Origin of the sequence: Flammeovirga yaeyamensis (assembly GCF_018736045.1) — a bacterium.
GTDB lineage: Bacteria > Bacteroidota > Bacteroidia > Cytophagales > Flammeovirgaceae > Flammeovirga > Flammeovirga yaeyamensis.
In genome coordinates, this window is record NZ_CP076133.1 from 1,750,696 (window position 1) to 1,769,777 (window position 19,082).

Annotated in this window: 15 protein-coding genes; all 15 read right to left on the bottom strand. The window is 32.4% G+C overall.

The genetic code is table 11. From position 1 onward, the window contains the following. Positions 1-20: 20 nt before the first annotated feature. The gene (locus KMW28_RS26700; protein WP_183364034.1) at positions 21-1,496 is read right to left on the bottom strand and encodes an ATP-binding protein; all 1,476 of its coding nucleotides are present in this window, start codon (positions 1,494-1,496) and stop codon (positions 21-23) included. Next, the gene (locus tag KMW28_RS26705; RefSeq protein ID WP_215585913.1) at positions 1,465-2,640 is read right to left on the bottom strand and encodes a leucine-rich repeat domain-containing protein; all 1,176 of its coding nucleotides are present in this window, start codon (positions 2,638-2,640) and stop codon (positions 1,465-1,467) included. The genes KMW28_RS26700 and KMW28_RS26705 overlap by 32 nt, the downstream gene beginning before the upstream one ends. Beyond that, positions 2,630-3,139, bottom strand: a complete 510-nt coding sequence (locus KMW28_RS26710) for a hypothetical protein (RefSeq protein ID WP_183364036.1) — start codon at positions 3,137-3,139, stop codon at positions 2,630-2,632. The genes KMW28_RS26705 and KMW28_RS26710 overlap by 11 nt, the downstream gene beginning before the upstream one ends. Positions 3,140-3,293: 154 nt before the next feature. Continuing rightward, positions 3,294-4,748 (bottom strand): ATP-binding protein, encoded by a 1,455-nt coding sequence (locus KMW28_RS26715; RefSeq protein ID WP_183364037.1) that lies wholly within the window; start codon positions 4,746-4,748, stop codon positions 3,294-3,296. Continuing rightward, positions 4,738-5,910 carry a leucine-rich repeat domain-containing protein gene (locus tag KMW28_RS26720; RefSeq protein ID WP_169667324.1) on the bottom strand — a complete coding sequence of 391 codons (1,173 nt, stop codon included), beginning with the start codon at positions 5,908-5,910 and terminating at the stop codon, positions 4,738-4,740. The genes KMW28_RS26715 and KMW28_RS26720 overlap by 11 nt, the downstream gene beginning before the upstream one ends. Beyond that, a complete protein-coding gene (locus KMW28_RS26725; RefSeq protein WP_183364039.1) occupies positions 5,900-9,886 on the bottom strand; it encodes a LysM peptidoglycan-binding domain-containing protein in 3,987 nt (1,328 codons plus the stop codon). Before KMW28_RS26725 ends, KMW28_RS26720 begins: the two co-directional genes overlap by 11 nt. 13 nt (positions 9,887-9,899) lie before the next feature. Next, positions 9,900-13,052: a hypothetical protein gene (locus tag KMW28_RS26730; RefSeq protein ID WP_169667231.1), complete on the bottom strand. Its 3,153-nt coding sequence runs from the start codon at positions 13,050-13,052 to the stop codon at positions 9,900-9,902. Positions 13,053-13,127: 75 nt separating this feature from the next. Next, on the bottom strand, positions 13,128-13,655 hold the full coding sequence (locus tag KMW28_RS26735; RefSeq protein WP_169667230.1) for a phage tail protein: 528 nt from the start codon (positions 13,653-13,655) through the stop codon (positions 13,128-13,130). Between the two features lie 2 nt (positions 13,656-13,657). Next, positions 13,658-14,041 carry a GPW/gp25 family protein gene (locus KMW28_RS26740; RefSeq protein ID WP_169667228.1) on the bottom strand — a complete coding sequence of 128 codons (384 nt, stop codon included), beginning with the start codon at positions 14,039-14,041 and terminating at the stop codon, positions 13,658-13,660. 11 nt (positions 14,042-14,052) lie between these two features. After that, a complete protein-coding gene (locus KMW28_RS26745; protein ID WP_169667226.1) occupies positions 14,053-14,787 on the bottom strand; it encodes an adhesin in 735 nt (244 codons plus the stop codon). A 2-nt stretch (positions 14,788-14,789) separates the two neighbouring features. Then, a complete protein-coding gene (locus KMW28_RS26750) occupies positions 14,790-15,875 on the bottom strand; it encodes a hypothetical protein (protein ID WP_169667224.1) in 1,086 nt (361 codons plus the stop codon). A gap of 11 nt (positions 15,876-15,886) precedes the next feature. Then, positions 15,887-16,510, bottom strand: coding sequence for a hypothetical protein (locus KMW28_RS26755; protein ID WP_169667222.1), 624 nt, complete (start codon positions 16,508-16,510; stop codon positions 15,887-15,889). A gap of 4 nt (positions 16,511-16,514) precedes the next feature. After that, positions 16,515-17,018, bottom strand: a complete 504-nt coding sequence (locus KMW28_RS26760; RefSeq protein ID WP_169667220.1) for a CIS tube protein — start codon at positions 17,016-17,018, stop codon at positions 16,515-16,517. 4 nt (positions 17,019-17,022) lie between these two features. Further along, entirely contained in the window at positions 17,023-17,292 is a 270-nt protein-coding gene (locus tag KMW28_RS26765) for a PAAR domain-containing protein (RefSeq protein WP_066215308.1), read from the bottom strand. Positions 17,293-17,300: 8 nt separating this feature from the next. Further along, on the bottom strand, positions 17,301-19,082 hold the full coding sequence (locus KMW28_RS26770) for a phage baseplate assembly protein V (RefSeq protein ID WP_169667218.1): 1,782 nt from the start codon (positions 19,080-19,082) through the stop codon (positions 17,301-17,303).

Consider the following 19,082-nt stretch of genomic DNA (forward strand, 5'->3'; position numbering starts at 1 on the left):
ATAAAAATTTATGATCATTATTAAAAACTCAACCTACTCCCCAACCCACTCAAAACTCCACCGCCAGTTCTTTGTTCTATAGCTGTATGAGAACTGTCTTTACATTCCGTAAACTTTGCACTTCTTTTGTATAGTTCATGTTGGATTTTTGGCAGTACTTCTTCCAAACTGATTTCTTTTTTGTCTTGGAGAATACATTCTACCATTAATGAAGAAGCAATATTACTGATATTGGATCCATTTAATTGGTAGTTTTCTGCGATATGATCTACCACACCTTCTTTATATTCGTATCCTTGAGGCAAACTTAACGACCATAATTGCTTTCGTTCTGCATATAATGGAAATGGAAAATCGATGATCAGCTCTACCCTTCTAAGCATGGCTTTGTCGATATGTTTTCGGATATCGGAAACATTGGTGGTGAGGATCACGATGCCATTATATCGTTCGATTCTTTGAAGCAAATAGGACATTTCCTGATTGGCATATTTGTCTCTTGTGTCTTTTACATCAGTAGATCTTTTTGCAAAAATAGCGTCTGCTTCATCTATTAATAGGATCACATTTTGTCCATCTAAACGATCAAACACTTTATCCATAGATTTTTCAAATTCACCTATATATCTTGAAACCACTTTAGAAAGTTCCAAAGTATAAGTAGGCATATTGTATTTCTCACCTAAGGTAGTAGCAGTAATAGACTTACCTGTTCCGGGTGCTCCTGAGAATACAACAATAGTACTTTTCTTAATTTTTAATTGATCAAATTGATGTGAAGTTAGTCTACTTCTTAACTCCATCATTTGCTCCAAAGAATGTAAAGAAGTTTGCGTCTTTTCTGGTAAAATAACTTGATCGAAAGTAAGTGTTGGTTGAATTAATTTAGCAGGAAAATCCAATTCGTGATCTAAACGGGGTTGAGTAGCTCCATTTAAGAATTCGACATATGTTTGAGAGATTTGAGGTGTAGCATACAACAAATCTTTAATGACTCCACTAGTATCTGATGTTAAATAAATAACTCCTTGTTTGATGAAAAAGTGATCTTTATTGGTGAGGTATTTAAACACTTCGACAGATTGCTCTTCTGATACAAAAAGCTTTAGAAATGTTTTAACAGTGGGGATATATACACCCAATTTTTCATCAAAGACACCATTATATTCTATCTTATTTTCTAGTTCTTTTAGCTCCTTGATTAGAGGTATAAAATACTCAGCATGATATTTCCAAGAGTAAGTGAACAGTAAAAATAATTCATCATACACCCCTAAACCATTATCCAATACAATAGATTTAAGGTTTGAATTATATTCAAAAGGAGTCATCTTTTCAAAGATATTTTCTTTTGATTCATGTGGGTTATAAATCACATGATGCAGAAGTTCTTTAAAATTAGTTAGACGTTTAGTAAGTTCTAATTGGCTGGGGGTTGTTTGAATATCTGCTAGCATTGGATTATTATTCTTCAATTTTATAACCTCTTTCGACATCTTTTTCACTTAAAAATTCTGGGATCACACCCCATCCTCCATCTACTTCTAGTCGCGTTTTATTTACTCTATCGACATCAAACATTTCTGCTGGAAGGGACTCAACACTGGTTCCAGTCAAAATTAAAGCTTCAAGATTTGGAAGATCTCTAATTTCTTTTGGTACTGTTTTAATATAACAACCATAAAAAGATAAATACTCCAATTTTTGAAGATTTTTTATCTCTGGTAATATTCTTTCTACTGGAAGATCTCTATAAATTAAAGTTTTTAAGTTTTTGAAACCATAAAAGATATCATACACACTTTCATCCTTCATATGATTCCAATATTGGCCACTTATACGAAGATCTTCTAAGTTTTTGCACTTTTTTAAATCATCGAAGGGTATGGTAGTCATATCATATATATCATTAAAATCGAAATACTTTAATGATTCTTGGCTATTTTTTAGTAACCCGTCGAGGTTAGAAAGCTTTTCACATGCTAAGAATTTTACTGTTTCGAAACTATTTTTGAAATAACTTTTAGGAAGTTCTTTAAGAGTTTCATTATTAAAAAGCTCTATTTTTCTTAGTTTATTACTAAAAAGATCAGGGTAATTATAGAAGTTTACTCTACTAAATTTTATTTCTTCAAGATTTGGATAAGTCAAAGTTTTAGGAAAAATATTTTCATACTCTTCTCCTAAACTGTAAAAAGATATTTTTTTTAAATCTGCATTTTTTATTGATTCAGGAAATTTATCAAAATTGCAATAATATAATGTTATTTCCTCAATACCATCATTTAGATATAACTGATAATTACTTAAATTAAGATGGCTTAAATCTAAAAATTTTAGGCCATTTATACCTCTTAAATCAATTATTTTATCATTAATGTTTGTTTTAGAGATTATAATAGAATCTAATTTTGTTAATTGATTTATTTCATTCGGAAAAGATTCTAATTCCCCAATCTCAATTAAATCAACACAAGACACATGGTTTTCATTTATTGAAAACTTTATTTTATCAGCATATTTTTCTTGAATTTTTTTAATTATGTCAGAATCATCCTTATTTAATTTCTGTTCTAAATTATCTTTTGTAGAACATGAGAAAAAGAATAGTAGTATTATTATAAATAGTTTATTTATCATATTCATAATCGTATTTTTGTTGGTCCTTATATAAATTAAATAATACATATTTTTCAAAGTTGAGAACTTCTACATTTTTTCTATTTGAAGAAATATCCAAATTATCTAGTAATTTAGCTGGAGTTTCAAAATATTTATAAGCCGCTTCCTTAGACATCATCGTCAAAGATTTCTCTTCTGCTGCCTTACTAAAATCTTTATCATCTTTATGCTTAATTAGAGGATGAATAAAGTTGTTCGCTAATTCCTGAATTTCTGAAGAATATGTCTCTTTATAATTCTTCCACCCTTCAGAAGTATATTTTGTGTCTTTACCTACTGCATCCCAATGAAGTTTGTTCATATACCTAAACAGCTCAAACTCTTTTTTCTCTTTCGATAATTTTTCTAGAGATTCTGCTTTCTTCAGGTCATCTTTATTTTTGATGGCCTTTTTATAATATTCTTTATTTCTTTCTTCTGCGAATAGATATTTTTCTATGGCAATAAATCTAGACATCGCATCATCTCTTCTGCCTTTATCTGATTCTGAATTTAATTCTAGAGCTGTATGGCGTTATTCTTGATATTTCAATAGTTTGTTTATCTGCTAGCATTGAGTATAATATATCGGTCAGAATTTACTATATCTACATAAAAATTTATGATCATTATTAAAAACTCAACCTACTCCCCAACCCACTCAGAACTCCACCTCCAGTTCTTTGTTCTATAGCTGTATGAGAACTGTCTTTACATTCGGTAAACTTTGCACTTCTTTTGTATAGTTCATGTTGGATTTTTGGCAGTACTTCTTCCAAACTGATTTCTTTTTTGTCTTGGAGAATACATTCTACCATTAATGAAGAAGCAATATTACTGATATTAGATCCATTCAGTTGGTAGTTTTCTGCGATATGTTCTACCACACCATCTTTATATTCATATCCTTGAGGTAAACTTAACGACCATAATTGCTTTCGTTCTGCATATAATGGGAATGGAAAATCGATGATCAGTTCTACCCTTCTAAGCATGGCTTTGTCTATATGTTTTCGAATATCGGAAACATTGGTGGTGAGGATCACGATGCCATTATATCGTTCGATTCTTTGAAGCAAATAGGACATTTCCTGATTGGCATATTTGTCTCTTGTGTCTTTTACATCAGTAGATCTTTTTGCAAAAATAGCATCTGCTTCATCTATTAATAGGATCACATTTTGTCCATCTAAACGATAAAACACTTTATCCATAGATTTTTCAAATTCACCTATATACCTGGATACCACTTTAGAAAGTTCCAAAGTATAAGTAGGCATATTGTATTTCTCACCTAAGGTAGTAGCAGTAATAGACTTACCTGTTCCGGGTGCTCCTGAGAATACCACAACAGTACTTTTCTTAATTTTTAATTGATCAAATTGATGTGAAGTTAGTCTACTTCTTAACTCCATCATTTGCTCCAAAGAATGTAAAGAAGTTTGCGTCTTTTCTGGTAAAATAACTTGATCGAAAGTAAGTGTTGGTTGAGTTAATTTAGCAGGAAAATCCAATTCGTGATCTAAACGAGGTTGAGTAGTACCATTTAAAAATTCGACGTAGGTCTGGGAAATTTGAGGTGTAGCATACAACAAATCTTTTATGACTCCACTAGTATCTGATGTTAAATAAATAACTCCTTGTTTGATGAAAAAGTGATCTTTATTGGTGAGGTATTTAAACACTTCGACAGATTGCTCTTCTGATACAAAAAGCTTTAGAAATGTTTTAACAGTAGGAATATAAACACCCAATTTTTCATCAAAGACACCATTATATTCTATCTTATTTTCTAGTTCTTTTAGCTCCTTGATTAGAGGTATAAAATACTCAGCGTGATATTTCCAAGAGTAAGTGAACAGTAAAAATAATTCATCATACAACCCTAAACCATTATCCATTACAATAGATTTAAGGTTTGAATCATGCTCAAAAGGAGTCATCTTCTCAAAGATATTTTCTTTTGATTCATGTGGGTTATAAATCACATGATGAAGAAGTTCTTTAAAATTAGTTAGACGTTTATTTAGTTCTAATTGGCTGGGGTTTGTTTGAATATCTGCTAACATCGGATTATTATTCTTCAATTTTATAACCTCTTTCTACATCTTTTTCACTTAAGAATTCTGGGATTACACCCCATCCTCCATCTACTTCTAGTCGCGTTTTATTAACTCTATCCACATCAAACATTTCTGCTGGAAGTGACTCAACACTGGTTCCTGTCAAAATTAAAGCTTCAAGATTTGGAAGATCTCTAATTTCTTTTGGTACTGTTTTAACATAACAACCATAAAAAGATAAATACTCCAATTTTTGAAGATTTTTTATCTCTGGTAATATTCTTTCTACTGGAAGATCTCTATAAATTAAAGTTTTTAAGTTTTTGAAACCATAAAAGACATCATACACACTTTCATCCTTCATATGATTCCAATATTGGCCACTTATACGAAGTTTTTCCAAGTTTTTACATTTGGATAAATCATCAAAGGGTATGGTAGCCATATCATTCATTTTAACAAACTCAAAATTCTTTAATGATTCTTGGCTGTTTTTTAGTAGCCCGTTTAGGTTTGAAAGTTTCTCACATCTAGAAAATTGCAAAGTTTCAAATTTGTTTTTACAGTAACTCTTAGGAAGCTCTTGAAGTATTTCTGTATTATGGAGTTCTAATTTTATAAGTTTATTACTTATTATATCTGGATATGTTCCAAAGTCAACTCCATTAAAATAGATTTCCTCTAGATTTGGGTAAGTCAATGTTTTAGGTAAAATATTTTCATAATCTTCTCCTGTATAAAAAGATATTTTTTTTAAATCTGCATTGTTTATTGCTTCAGGAAATTTATTGAAAGTGCAAAAATATATTACTATTTCATTAATATTTTCATTAAATAGTAACTGATATTCATCTAAATTAAGATGACCAAGATAAAGATATTTTAAACCTTTTATACTTCTTAAATCTAATTTCTTATTATTAATACTTGTTTTAGATATATGAAGAGAATCTAATTTTGATAATTGTTTTATCTCATCTGGGAAAGATTCTAATTCTCCCATTTTAATCAAATCAACACAGCTTACATGATTATCTTTGATTGAATATTTAATCTTATCAGCATATTTTTCTTGAATTTTATTAATTAAGTCTGAATCATTCTTATTTAATTTCTGCCCTAAATTATCTTTTGTAGAACATGAGAAGAAGAATAGTAGTATTGTTATTAATAGTTTATTTATCATATTCATAATCGTATTTTTGTTGGTCTTTAAATAAATTAAATAATACATATTTTTCAAATTTGATTAAATCCACATCATCTTTATCTGAATATAATTTCAAATCACCAAATAAATCAGCTGGACTCTCAAAATACTTATTAGCCACTTCTTTAGAAATCATCGTCAAAGATTTCTCTTCTGCCGCTTTATTAAAATTGTTATCCCCTTTATGCTTGAGCAAAGGATGAATAAAGTTGTTCGCTAATTCCTGAATTTCTGAAGAATATGTCTCTTTATAATTCTTCCACCCTTCAGAAGTATATTTTGTGTCTTTACCTACTGCATCCCAATGAAGTTTGTTCATATACCTAAACAGCTCAAACTCTTTTTTCTCTTTCGATAATTTTTCTAGAGATTCTGCTTTCTTCAGGTCATCTTTATTTTTGATGGCCTTTTTATAATATTCTTTATTTCTTTCTTCTGCGAATAGATATTTTTCTATGGCAATAAATCTAGACATCGCATCATCTCTTCTGCCTTTATCTGATTCTGAATTTAATCCTGCTGCTGCATGCGCATTGTAAACAGTAGAGATATAAGTTAATGTTTCAGTACCCGGCGCTTCCCATATATTTCTTTCATATTCAATGCCAACATTGAAACCTACACTCGCTCCTGCAATGAAATTACCAAATCGAGGGGATTCAACACCAAAATCTATTGCTCCCAACAATGTGGCTCTTTTATATTGAAGTTTTAGATCTCCATTCTCATAGACTGTTTGCAAAGTAAACTTGATACCTCCATCGAGTTCAAAATTTGTCTTAGTTTTAGGTTTAACCCCTTTAACATGGTTCAATAACATTTGGTCTAAAGCCTTATCTTCGTCTACTCCTTTAGCCATAGTGAAAACAGTATCCTCGGCTTTTACTGATCTACTTGTGATCTGAGGCAAGATACTTTCTTTCAAGAAACCTTTTGACGTATTCCATAAGAATTTAGGCCCTTCTGAAAGGAGCGTTTGAATTACTATACTAGAAGTTCCTTTTAATTTTTCGCCAGTAGTATTTCCACTTAATTCATAAACTAATTTGAGTATGTTGTACTCTTCTTTTGCAAATTCAGCTAATTTGGGTGCCTTTTTGATAAACTCAATAAGATCACTTCCTTTTAGGGTTAAATCTACAGTAACATAATGTCCATTGTTATCATTGTTCGGGTCATCACCAATCATATTATACAATATGGCTAGTGGTCCTTTATTTACAAACATATAACTGAAATCACTTACTGTTCTCTTTGCTTTATCTGCTTTAGTTTCATCAATTTCTTCACCCAACATACCAATACTTGGTAGTGCATCAAATTCATAGGTTCTTAAACCGGTTTTCTCATCTTGTCCGACCTTACTAGCAAGTAAATTAACCGTACGCATTTTCTTGGCACCGATGTATGCATATTTTTGATTCTCTTCATCTTGCCAATACTCCATAAAACTCTCGCTTACCACATTCTTATTTAAGAAGAATTTATAGATCCAATGGTTAAAGTGAGTCGTAAAATGTTTGGTATTATCGTAGGCAATATTTTGAGAGAATAAATTCGTTGAAGACTGAAGATTACCTAAACCATAGATCCCAAGCTTTGCGTTTAGTTTTAACGACAAACTTGTCATAATTCCTAAATCGTCCCCTATGCTTACTTCTGTATTTGCATTTAAACCAACTCTTGCATAAATAGTGAATAGAATATCCCCATTTAAATACACCTCTAAATTGAAACTGATACTAGTACCTCCCAATTTAGAATTCAACACTTGATTCATCAAGTTATCGAAATAATTCGGATTGTATTTTTCGGCATCCACCTGCCAAGTTCCCCCATCAGAAATTTTAAACCCACTGGCATTTATTTCCCAAACCTTTGGCCCACAGATATAATGATGGTTTTCTGTTTTTTCAAAATTTGGAACAATTACTCCTTGGTGTGGCTGTAAGTGTATATCTTTTCCTCCCGCTTTTATTACTCCATTAGGAGCGATACTATCCCAATTATTCAACTCCATTAACTCTTGAAGGGAGATATTGAATTTCTTAGCGATGATTAATGGAGATTCGTCTTCTTTGACTGTATAAAAATACTCCACTTCTTCCTGTGGTGACTCATGAAATTTAATTAGACTTCCTTGAGCAAACGATTTGAATCTCCTATCTTCTATCTGATCTAACGAAAGGTTAAAGTGATGAGAAACATCTACCATACCATCCGCATGAATTCTCTCTGTTTTACTTTCTAATAATTGATAAATACTATCGGCTAGGCCATCATTTACAGGTTTAAAATAATGATTATACATGGGGGTTGGAGCACCAAATCCTCCAGAAATCATAAGTGTGTTTCCATAATCAATTGGTATAGATTTTCTTGAATTGATCATGTCTTGGTCAAAGTTGTCTTGACCATATTCATCAAAGAAGTCATCTATTAATGGCTGATTTCTTTGTAATGCCATTAACGCACCTAATATATTTTGACTATCCGCTGATTTTTTTGATTTATATTTATGAAGTTCATCCCTAGTTTTTTTGACAATCTTTTCCATCGTAAAACCCTTCCAAAGTTCTTTTCTTACCTGAGTAGTTTTACCCATTTGGTGCTGAACATTCCTAAAATGTTTCGCAGTTTCTAGGTCTACTACTAAATTGGTAATAAATGGATTAAGTTGAGGTAAAAACACTCGATTCATCCTACGTTGTATAATTCTGGTATGCCTTGATTTTTCAGCTACTTTAGAACGGATATGACTAATTAGGTTACTTTGGGAAGCGGTTGCATAAAATCCCAAAAACAAACGTACATTCACATAGTCGTTTTCGAGCAGTTTTAAATAATCGATCAGTTTACTAAAACCACTAGTTAAATCGGATGCTATTTCTTTATAGAGTTTAAAAGCATTATACTCAATTGATTTTGGGGTGATTTTTTGTGGTGCATTGTTTTTCTTTAACTTTTGTACCACTTCACCATTTTCAAGAACATATACCGTTTCCCCTGGATTAATCTTTAATCCCGTATCTGGAAGATCAATAGTTTGCCCTGCCGTAATCACCACCTTTTTTCCTGCAGCATCTTTAAAAGTACCGTCCTTCTCTAACTTCCAACCGTTCTCTTCAGCAATCTCTTTTACGGTTGTATGGAATCTTCTTGCTATAGTCCAAATAGAACCACCTGCGGGTAACTTAAACTTATAATCCTGAATCCCTTTATTCCTATCCAAAAGAAGAAAATCTTCTGGAATATTACCCTTCAGTTGTTCTACTCCTTCTCCTGAATCAGATAATGTAATAAGTTCAGCAGTATTTCCTACAAATTTTAAATCATGCCATAAATCACCTTCATAGATGATATTCAATACATCTAAAGTCTTTTTATCATTCTTACATTTATTGACTAATGAAATGATTTTATCTTTATTATCCTTTGGTTCATCAATATGAAATTTGAGTAATTGTGCTAATTGATAAAGTTCATTTAAGGACATCACCAAATCAGCCTGAATGTTATTTCCTTGTTCATCCAGGCGTTGCAACATTTTTCTATCAAATTGTCCCACCCACAAATCATCAATCTCAGATCTCAATTTTTCTTTGATGTGATTCGGAAGAATCATGACCGCAATTGCATCTAAATTCTTCAATATCGCACTCGCTAAATTATCTCTAGAAATCCACCAAGTATCTTCAAGGGCAATAATGATTAATTCCGGATCATAAATACATTGCTTAGCCACCATTAAACCACGTTGATCTGTTTCCGACTGCTTCTCCTTAATGTTCTTCCAACGTTCCTCAGGACTAAGTACTTCTTCTCGTTTTAATAGCTCATCATACTCAGGTAAAACTTTTAGAAGCGTTTTTTCTTGGTGGTTCTTGGCAACGTAAGTATTATCTTGACTTACCCTCTCAAAATCTTTTTTTCTTATTTGATAATCAGACATGGTATTTTGTTATTTAGCTAATGAATTGTTCTTCTTGCTGCGATTCTACAAAGTGATATAATTTAGCCTTTCGCCCGATTAGGCTTTCAAATTCATCTTGAGGAGTGATCACCACTTGAGTAATAGCATTTGATGTACATTTAATTTGTTGTAAGTCAATAAAGAATTCGTCTAACGGATTAAACCATTCTTGTGCAGCTATCGTACGTTTTCTTGTCCCTTTTTTATCTGTAATATCTATTTCCAAATTCCCTTTGTGCACATAGATATATGGTATTTCTTCTTCGAAGTAAAACTCTTTTGCTCTTTCACTTCGTTTTAATGTTTCGACATTTGATATATCCATGATATCACAAATAATATCTCCATTCAGTTTTTGGAAAGTGACCGACCTTTTCATACCCATCAATATTTCCATCACATTAGTGACTTCATTTTGCATGGTATACGTATTCCAAAGTTCTTTTAATTCCTCATTGTCGTATGTCAAACGGTACATCACCTCTGTCAACTCGTCTTTATGAAGCCACTCAGAAAGGATAATAAACGCCGTTTGTTGAATTAAGTGATCATCATTTTCTAATTGAGTGATGAGTGTATTCTTAAAAATATTGGTACGTAATGTAGGTATTAAATGTAGCGTAGAAATTCTCGACCAACGGTTGGTCAGTTGAGCATCGTTATAAATCAGCTTATTGATAATGTCATCTAGACCTTCAAAATCAACAGGCCAATGAGCATCCAATTCCTTTAATTTATCTTCAAAAGAAAGCTTTTTGAAGATAATAATAATCATAGGTTTTACTTCTAGAGTATTGGGTAAAGCCACTTCTAATAATTGCACACCGAAGTTAATTTCATCTTCAGTTTTACTATTAATTACGGACTTTACAATAGCGAATGTTTGATAATCGTATAAGATACCACAGAATCTTAAAATAGCATCTAGTTTATCCAAACAGTCTTCTATAAGTGCATTTTCTAATGTTTTATCATCAAAATTATTTTTCTTGATTTCCACAATAGCCATATAATTCCAAACTATTTGCTTAGATAAGGTTTCTATATGCTTTTCAATAATGTGTCTGTTTTTATCAATTGATCCCTCTACAACACTCAAGGTATCCAAAGCCGCTAAATACACTTTTTGGTTGGTATGATTTACCGCTTTTAATAAATAAGCATAAGATTTTTTTGTATTCAATAAACCATACAACTGAAGAATTCTTTCTTGTGTGAGTACAGTTTGTCCCACAGCATTAAAAGTCGAGTGCAACATATCTGTTACATGATCACCAATCTTATAGACCGCATCAATTACTACATTTTGAAGTCCAATTTCAGACATATTGTTTGCCATTTCTGCGTAAACTTCATCCGATACTTTTCCTTCCCCACACGATATAATTGCTGCTCTACGTACATTCATTATTGGGTCTTGTAATAACCTTTTTAATACTGTAGAACGTTTTTCTTCTGGAAGTTCAATAGATAATTTGGCTCCTAAAACTCTTTCTGTAGAAAGCTTGGATAATGATAATTGCTCTATGTAATTTTTATTTTCTAGACGTTCTTCAATTTCAGTTAATGCTAAAAAGACATCATGAATTTGAGGGGCATTCTGACTCTGCCAGAATCTTTTGTATTTAATAATTTTTTGGAGGTTAGGCAATAATCCAATCTTCCCTTCTTTCCACATTTCATTGACACCAAAAGATTGAACGGTATCTTCAGAATGACTGATAAACTCTGGAAGTTTTTCATCGAATGTCAATGGTGCAATTTTTCGTAATAGGTTTAATAATCGAACATTGATATTTTCAATTTCTCTTTTATTCAAAAGGTTTAATATTGGGAAGAGATTTGCATGTCTGAATGATTTATCGCCAATGGCATCTTCCAACTCCTTATAATAATCTTTTTTCAGAAAATAGGTCACCACCATGTATGCAATAACCAACGATAGAAGAGAGAAATAAAGTAATTCTTTGTATTCATCCAGGTTACCAAATGCATAGTATAATCCATAACATACTGTTACAGATAATATCGAAACGACAATTGTACTAATTAATAGAAAATCGCTTCTCAATTCTTCTGAAATTGTTTGATAAACATCGTCTTTTGTTTCTTCTTCTAGACTGTATAAATACGTAAAGAATAAAACAAACAATAGTGTACAAACCACCATTTGAAGGGATGGAATTCCCATAAATGCCTCATGCTGATTGTCTACTAGGAAATGTATGGATATAGCAGTACAAGAAAACAATATCAAAATTAATGGGGGAACGTAGAAAATAGAGAGACGACCGAATTTATCTAATACTTGATTGGTAAACAATTTTCTCACGATAAACACAAAAAGGGAAATCACCCCAAATAATATCACTTCAAAACCCAAAACAGCATCTTTATCTTTAAAGTGAGTCATTGCCTGAAAAAACATCAACAATAACAACATCCATTTCATCGATGTTAATAGCATCGATTTTAATACTATTAGATGATAAAATCGATTACTAATTATTTTAAAGAAGGAATGTTTAGCATGTATAATTAATATATTCTGGTTAACAAGCTTGAGTGCTGTGTAACTATTCAATAGTCTTAACCATAAGAATAATAATATGATAGAAGCAGTGAGTGTAATGATGAATAAATGGGCTTCAGTGTATCCTAAAAAGGCATAGATAATTAAAGAAGATAATGTAAAACCTACCAGGAAATATTGGGCTAATACCTTATCTACAGAGGCAAATTTAAGTACCTTTTCAATTCGATTATAGATCTGAGCATACATCATGATAAGTGCCAAATAAATGGACATATTACAGCCCATTTGGAAGTTTTCGAGTGTATACCAATTGTATTTTTCTATACCAAAATAATAGGCGGCAAATAATCCTATGATATAGACAAAAACACTATTTTTCTGGGCTTTTTTAACTGAAAAATATCTGCTTAAAAAGAATAAAAGGAATGCAAAAGGAGTAAATAACATTAGGGAAATTCGTCCCCATTCGTATAATAAATCAGCATTCACCTTATCCAATTGATCAATGATAGATTTATTTAAACAAGCAAAGATAACTGCAAAAAAAAGTACGCTTAGTTTTAAAATATTATGTCTGTTTACGTTATCGACGGTAATATTATTTGCCATAAGAAAAGATGGTTATTGTTTATTTAGTGATCAACGGTAATTGATGAAAAATTTTGTTCAAGTTTGTTTGAATACCTATATACTTACTTCCTCTATACGCCCAACAGAATAAGTGACACTCTCTATAAGTAATTGTCCCGTTTCTGCATTAAACTCTCCCATTTCCCAAGCAGTCGGAAAGCATCTTTTTAACTTTACAGCATAGGCTGGATTATCTTTTTGATCAAGTGCGACTACTATTAAATCCATTTTTTGAACTCTGTATTTATCCTTAGACATATTGACAATACTTGATAAAAAAGGTTCACTCAAATTGATATCACCAGAAAGAATTCCCTTTTTAAAAACCACATCATCAAATTCAACTCCATTATGTACATGCAGTTGTCGATTGTTTGATCCTAATAGAGCCACTTTTTCAGTTTTTATCTTAGCATTAATTCTAGAGATACTCTGGAATGAAGCAAAGCTATTTTTTTCAATTGCCTTTGAATCCGTCTTATCTTCCTCTGTAATTGTGACTACTTTAAATCTGAAACCAGGAATTAATGGTTGTGTCGGAATTGCAGGTGATGTATTTGTGTTTTCTATTTCTTCAGCCATAATTATTCAGTTTCACTTTGATAATTAAACTCTCCAATTTCTCCTGTTTCTTTAATTCTATATAGGATTTGAATACTTAGAAACTTTCCCTCTTTTTCGTTTTCTTCATTGATATTCGTTTCCATCACCTCAATTCTTTTTTCAAAATTTGTAATGGCTTCGTGTATGGTGTACTTAATATCTTGAATAAGCTGAATAGTTAACCTTTTGAACAAATACTGTCTTAAGTTACAGCCGAAGTTAATGTTTACTGGACGTTCCCCGGGGTGAGTAGAAAAAAGGATAAAAAGACTTTCTCTAATATCAATATGGTCTGAGACCATCTCTACCTCTGTACCCTTATCATTAAAAACCGGGGGAAACTTCCAACCTGTATAATTTCTCATAATGATCTTAATTAATCGATAAAGGATTCATCCATAAATTGATCTTCCCAAAGTGAAGTAACATGAAAATTGGCTATAGTATTTCCCTCATAATTCCCTTTAGTTCTCATCTCCAATTGGTAATTATAGGTATCACCTTTCCATCGAAATTCTATTTTATTACCTCTTGATCCATAATAGGCTTGAGTAGTTTTAATCTTATCGTGTGAATTACCAAACGTACTGATCGCCTGGGCAATTACTAAAGCATATTTACCCGTTTTCTTTTTACCAACACCTGCAACAATTTCAAATGCATGACATCCATTCAAATTTTCAATAATGGGTTGCCATTTACCATTAGCCTCTACACTACCTTTGTATAATGTACCTACTCTTGCCTTAGCTCCTATTGTTCCTCCAACTTCAAGATCGTGATTTGGTTTAGGACAGTTGACACCCACAAGTCCTTCTTGACCAAAAGTCATGACACTTTCTCCTTGTTGGTTCTGTAAATGTAAATTTCTATCGGTTTGTCCTGATGTAAAACTCCAAATTGGACTTCTGTCTTCTATATTTTTAAAGAAACTGACTAATTTATTGGTATCTCCAACAGGAGAGAGCATCAAACCTTCGTCCATACTTTTGGATAATCCATCATCCAGTTTATTTACGCTCGATTCTATTAAATCGTGAAAATTTTCCTGAGAGGGTAATTTTCCTTGATTAAAAAATGTCTTTAATGTATTTCTATCTAATAATGCCATGGCTATTTTTTCTTTTTAAATCTATAGAAGTAATGTTGGTATCCAACACTTAAAGTGAGGAGGTGATTTCTGTAATCATCATCGATAAATGCATAATGATTTAGAAAGACATCTCCTTTGTATCTCTCCGACTCAAGTACTAAATCGTTTAATGCGTAGTGGTATTGCACTAGAAAATAAAATGCACCTCTTTTACGTTGCTTTTTCAGTCCGATACCAGCACCTAACCTTATTTCATGTGTAAATCTTTTATCCATTACAGACTTTTGATCGGCCGAATTTTCTGTACTTCCCTCTAATTTATATTGTCCAACAATTGTGGCGTCCGAACTTAATAAGTGATTGTAATTGGCCGACAAACGAATAAAAGGATAGAAAGGAGAATTAAGAATTGCTTTTTCGTTTTCTGTATTTAGATAAATGTTCTTGGGGTGTTTTCTAAAATTGATATTGACCATCAAACCGGATTGCACAAATTGTTGCTGCTCCTTGTAGTTGGTAGACAAAACATTCATAATATCATTTTCTCTTACCTCCACTGTAGCATTTCTATATCCTACAAACATGCCCCAATCGATCCAATGCGATAAGTACATTCCAAAATTGATGTTCCCTTCAAAACCGAATGGATGATTATACTCTGCAGATGGAACGTCTTGCGTAATACTATATGCCTTATCTAATTGTACCAAACTCATATTTCCTCCACCTTCAATGCCATAGTAAAATGAAGGTTGTCGATTGAAATTGTTTAGTAATTCAACATATTCTTTTGGATCATTGTCTACATCAATTATCGTAAACGGATTTGTTTTTAATAGCTTTTTGATATCCGCTTCTGCTTCCGTCCTTTTTAATTGATAAATATTACAAAGAGCCAATAATTTATAGGCCTTTTCTTTTTGACTATCGTTAAAACCGTCTTTTAAACAGCCTCTTAAAAGTCCATCTATCAATTCTATATTACCTTGATCGAATGCCGTTTGCGCCCTTACCAATTTTTCAGCACAATCTACCTGTGCCATCGACTGTAGATGACATAGAAAACTGAGAAGTAGTAATAGTAAAGTTTTATAATACTTACACATAATGTTAGTTTTTAGATTACAGGAGCGACAATAGATTTATAAGCATTTTGCTTTTTCTTAATATTGCGCTCAATAGATTGCATCTTCTTAATTTCTTTATCGTATGGATTCTTCTTTGGTAAGAAGAAAGTAAATGGAAATATTAAAACATTCCCCACTTTTCTAAAAAACGACTTCTTCACATACCCATACTCTAAGTACAGCAATCTCTCAAAATCTTTTCCTGCTTTATTCTTAAATTTATAATATGGCTTAAGTGTTAGATCATTGAACTGTGCTGTTTTGTCCTCACAACTCATTCCATATTTATCTATGATTTTGAATAATCCCATCTCAAAAAACTCAGAAGTTTTCTGAAGAGAATCATTTTCAAATGTCAACACATGAAGTGACTTTTTATCATCAAGAATAAAAAACCATAGTTTATGGTGGTTCAATGCTTGAAGCTGATAAGGATCCTTTTCATTATCACTTTTGTAACTGGGTACAAAAGCTCTTACTTTTTTTAATAAAAGCTCTTCCTTAGAATTTCCTTTATCTTTCTTTTGCTCTTTTTTCTGATCCTGGCCTAGTACAAAACCTTGACTAATACCTATCAAAAAAAAGAGTATGTATAGTTGAATTAATCGTTTCATATTTTTACCATTCTGATTGTTGTGCCTCTGTTTGACTTTTTGAATTCTGAGATTCACTTTTCTGTCCTGATTCTCCTTCAGCAGGTTTTTCAAATTCCTGAGTAAATGCTAAGTCAATTTTTGCCCTTAATGGAATTCCCTTATCATCCATCATTTCAAAAGTGGTATTAAAAGAGGTAAGATTATATTTATCACCACTATTGATACCCATTTCAGTTCCCTTGAAATTTACGGTTGCAGGATTTCGTTTATCTTTATCTAAAACTGTAGCCTCTAAACCACTTATCATAGAAATGATATGATGATCATCTGAGGTATCGTACAACATTCCCGTTGCATCTAAATAAGCAGAAAAAGAAAGGTTCTTTCGTACTCTTGATACATTTTCGGAACCACTTGTAGTAGACTGAGCATCTGCAGGTCCTCCACTTGCAGATAAACTTGTACTAAGATTACTTATAGCTAGAAGGGTAATCTCTCCGTTTTCTGATGTGATTTTTAATTCCATAGCATTAATCTCCTATAAAAACATTTGGACTCCCCATTTGTATAGTTCCAGCGGGTAACATATCTCCTTTACGAACAGCAAATTTTCCTTGTATTTTTACTGTTGTACTTTTTACTATAGGTTGACATCCACACGGCAAAGGTTGGATACCTAATGCTGGAATTTTATTAATGAACACAGTCGCACTAGCAATTACTGGTAATACCAAAGGTGGTGCTGGCGGATGTGCTTCACATTTATATAAATCTCCTAATCTTGCTGCTTCTTTACCCATTTTTTATACTAATTAATATTTACTTGTGCCCCTTTTAAATTTAACATGTTACCTGCTTCTACCCCCATATTGGCTGATGATTTCAGATTGATTTCTTTTCCATCTATGGCTACTCCATTTGTTCCTTCCAAATTAATTTCTGAAGAGGCTGTTAAGTTTATGGTATCTGCATTAATATTTACCTCTCCATCGGGGCTATTAATATTAATGTTGTTGTCTTTATCTAGAATACACTCAGTAATGACTGAATCTCCATCTGTCACTTTTAGATGTAATAACCCGTTGGCCTCATCCAAAGTAACATGTGTACTTTCTGTGTGCATATGAATCAATTCATTTTCATCATCAAAAGCCAGTTCCAAATTACTTTTCGTGACAATAGATTTATAGCTTTCTGTACCAATGTGGGGGTGTTCATCGGAATTCTTAAAAATTGAGCCTAAGATCACTGGGTTATCAGGATGCCCTCCCAAGAAGCCGACCACCACCTCATCTTCTAATTCTGGCAACCAAAAAGTTCCGTGTGCTTCTCCTGCATAAAAGGAAGCCAATCGAGCCCAAACTAGAGGTTCCACATCATTGGCCATGTCCGTTTGCATAAGCAGAGGCAATTCAACTTGTACAAGGTACTGATCCGTTGCATGTTGGTCTCCGCTATTTTGTACCTTCTTCACAATTCCATGTTGAAGACCCATTATGCCAAAATTGGTATCTTCTGCTGTTGTATTTGTTGAGGCAGGCATTTTTGGGAGGCCCAAAAGTAAGGTTGTCTTCCAGTTATCTTGATCCATAAAATGTTCTACTCCATACACAAAAGCCTCACCTTCTAATATGCTCCCTGCTTCTATAATTTCGATAAAATCTCCAGGATTAACATCAACCGTACCCTCAATAGTTACCCCTCCTTTTACCTTAGCTAACTTACTCTCCAAAATTTTATGCGTCAGCCATTTTTTACGAATAGCGGTATTTTCTTGTCCAAATGAGATAATTTCTGTGGCTCCTAAATCCAATGCTCCAGATACAGTTGCCGCATCTACGCTCGTATCCCCTGCCTCAAAACTTACGGACTCCGAAGATTCTTGCTCTATGGCCATATCCTCTACATTATAGGTATTGATATTGGCGATATCATGTAAATCTTCTATATCCATAAAGACATTAAATCTTGTAGAATTAATAGGAGTAATTTTCATCTTTGGAGGATTCTCCAGCAATACATCTTTCACTGTTATCGACTCTGGAGAATAACATAAAAGACATCCTGCTTGTCTTAATTTGGATACCACAAAATCAAAATCATTTTGTTGATATTGAGAAATTCTACTCTCAGAATCTTCTTCCTCAATATCCATTTGATTTTCGACCTTAAGTTCATAATCACTAAATATCTTATCGACTACTTCTGGTAAACTAAGTGCAAATAATCGGTTGACTGCTCTTCTTTTAAGACGGAAAACAGGATGTAAAATCTCAATTATTGTCACAAAATTTCTACCCTTACTCTGTGTTCCATATTTTGAAATGATTCCTTCAAACAATAATACCTTCTCCACCACATCATTTTCTGCATAGATTTTAATCTCATTGGAAGGATATAGATCTTGAATCGAAGAAAACTCTAAATCATGGTTGGCATTAATCAACGTAAGACTACAATATGGAACATCATTCACCGAATAATTAATGTTCATATCTTTCACTTGATATGGTTTAATATCCAATGCTTTCCCATTTGCTTCTACAGAGATAGCCGTTCTGGTACTATATAGTTGATTTATTTTTGTCAT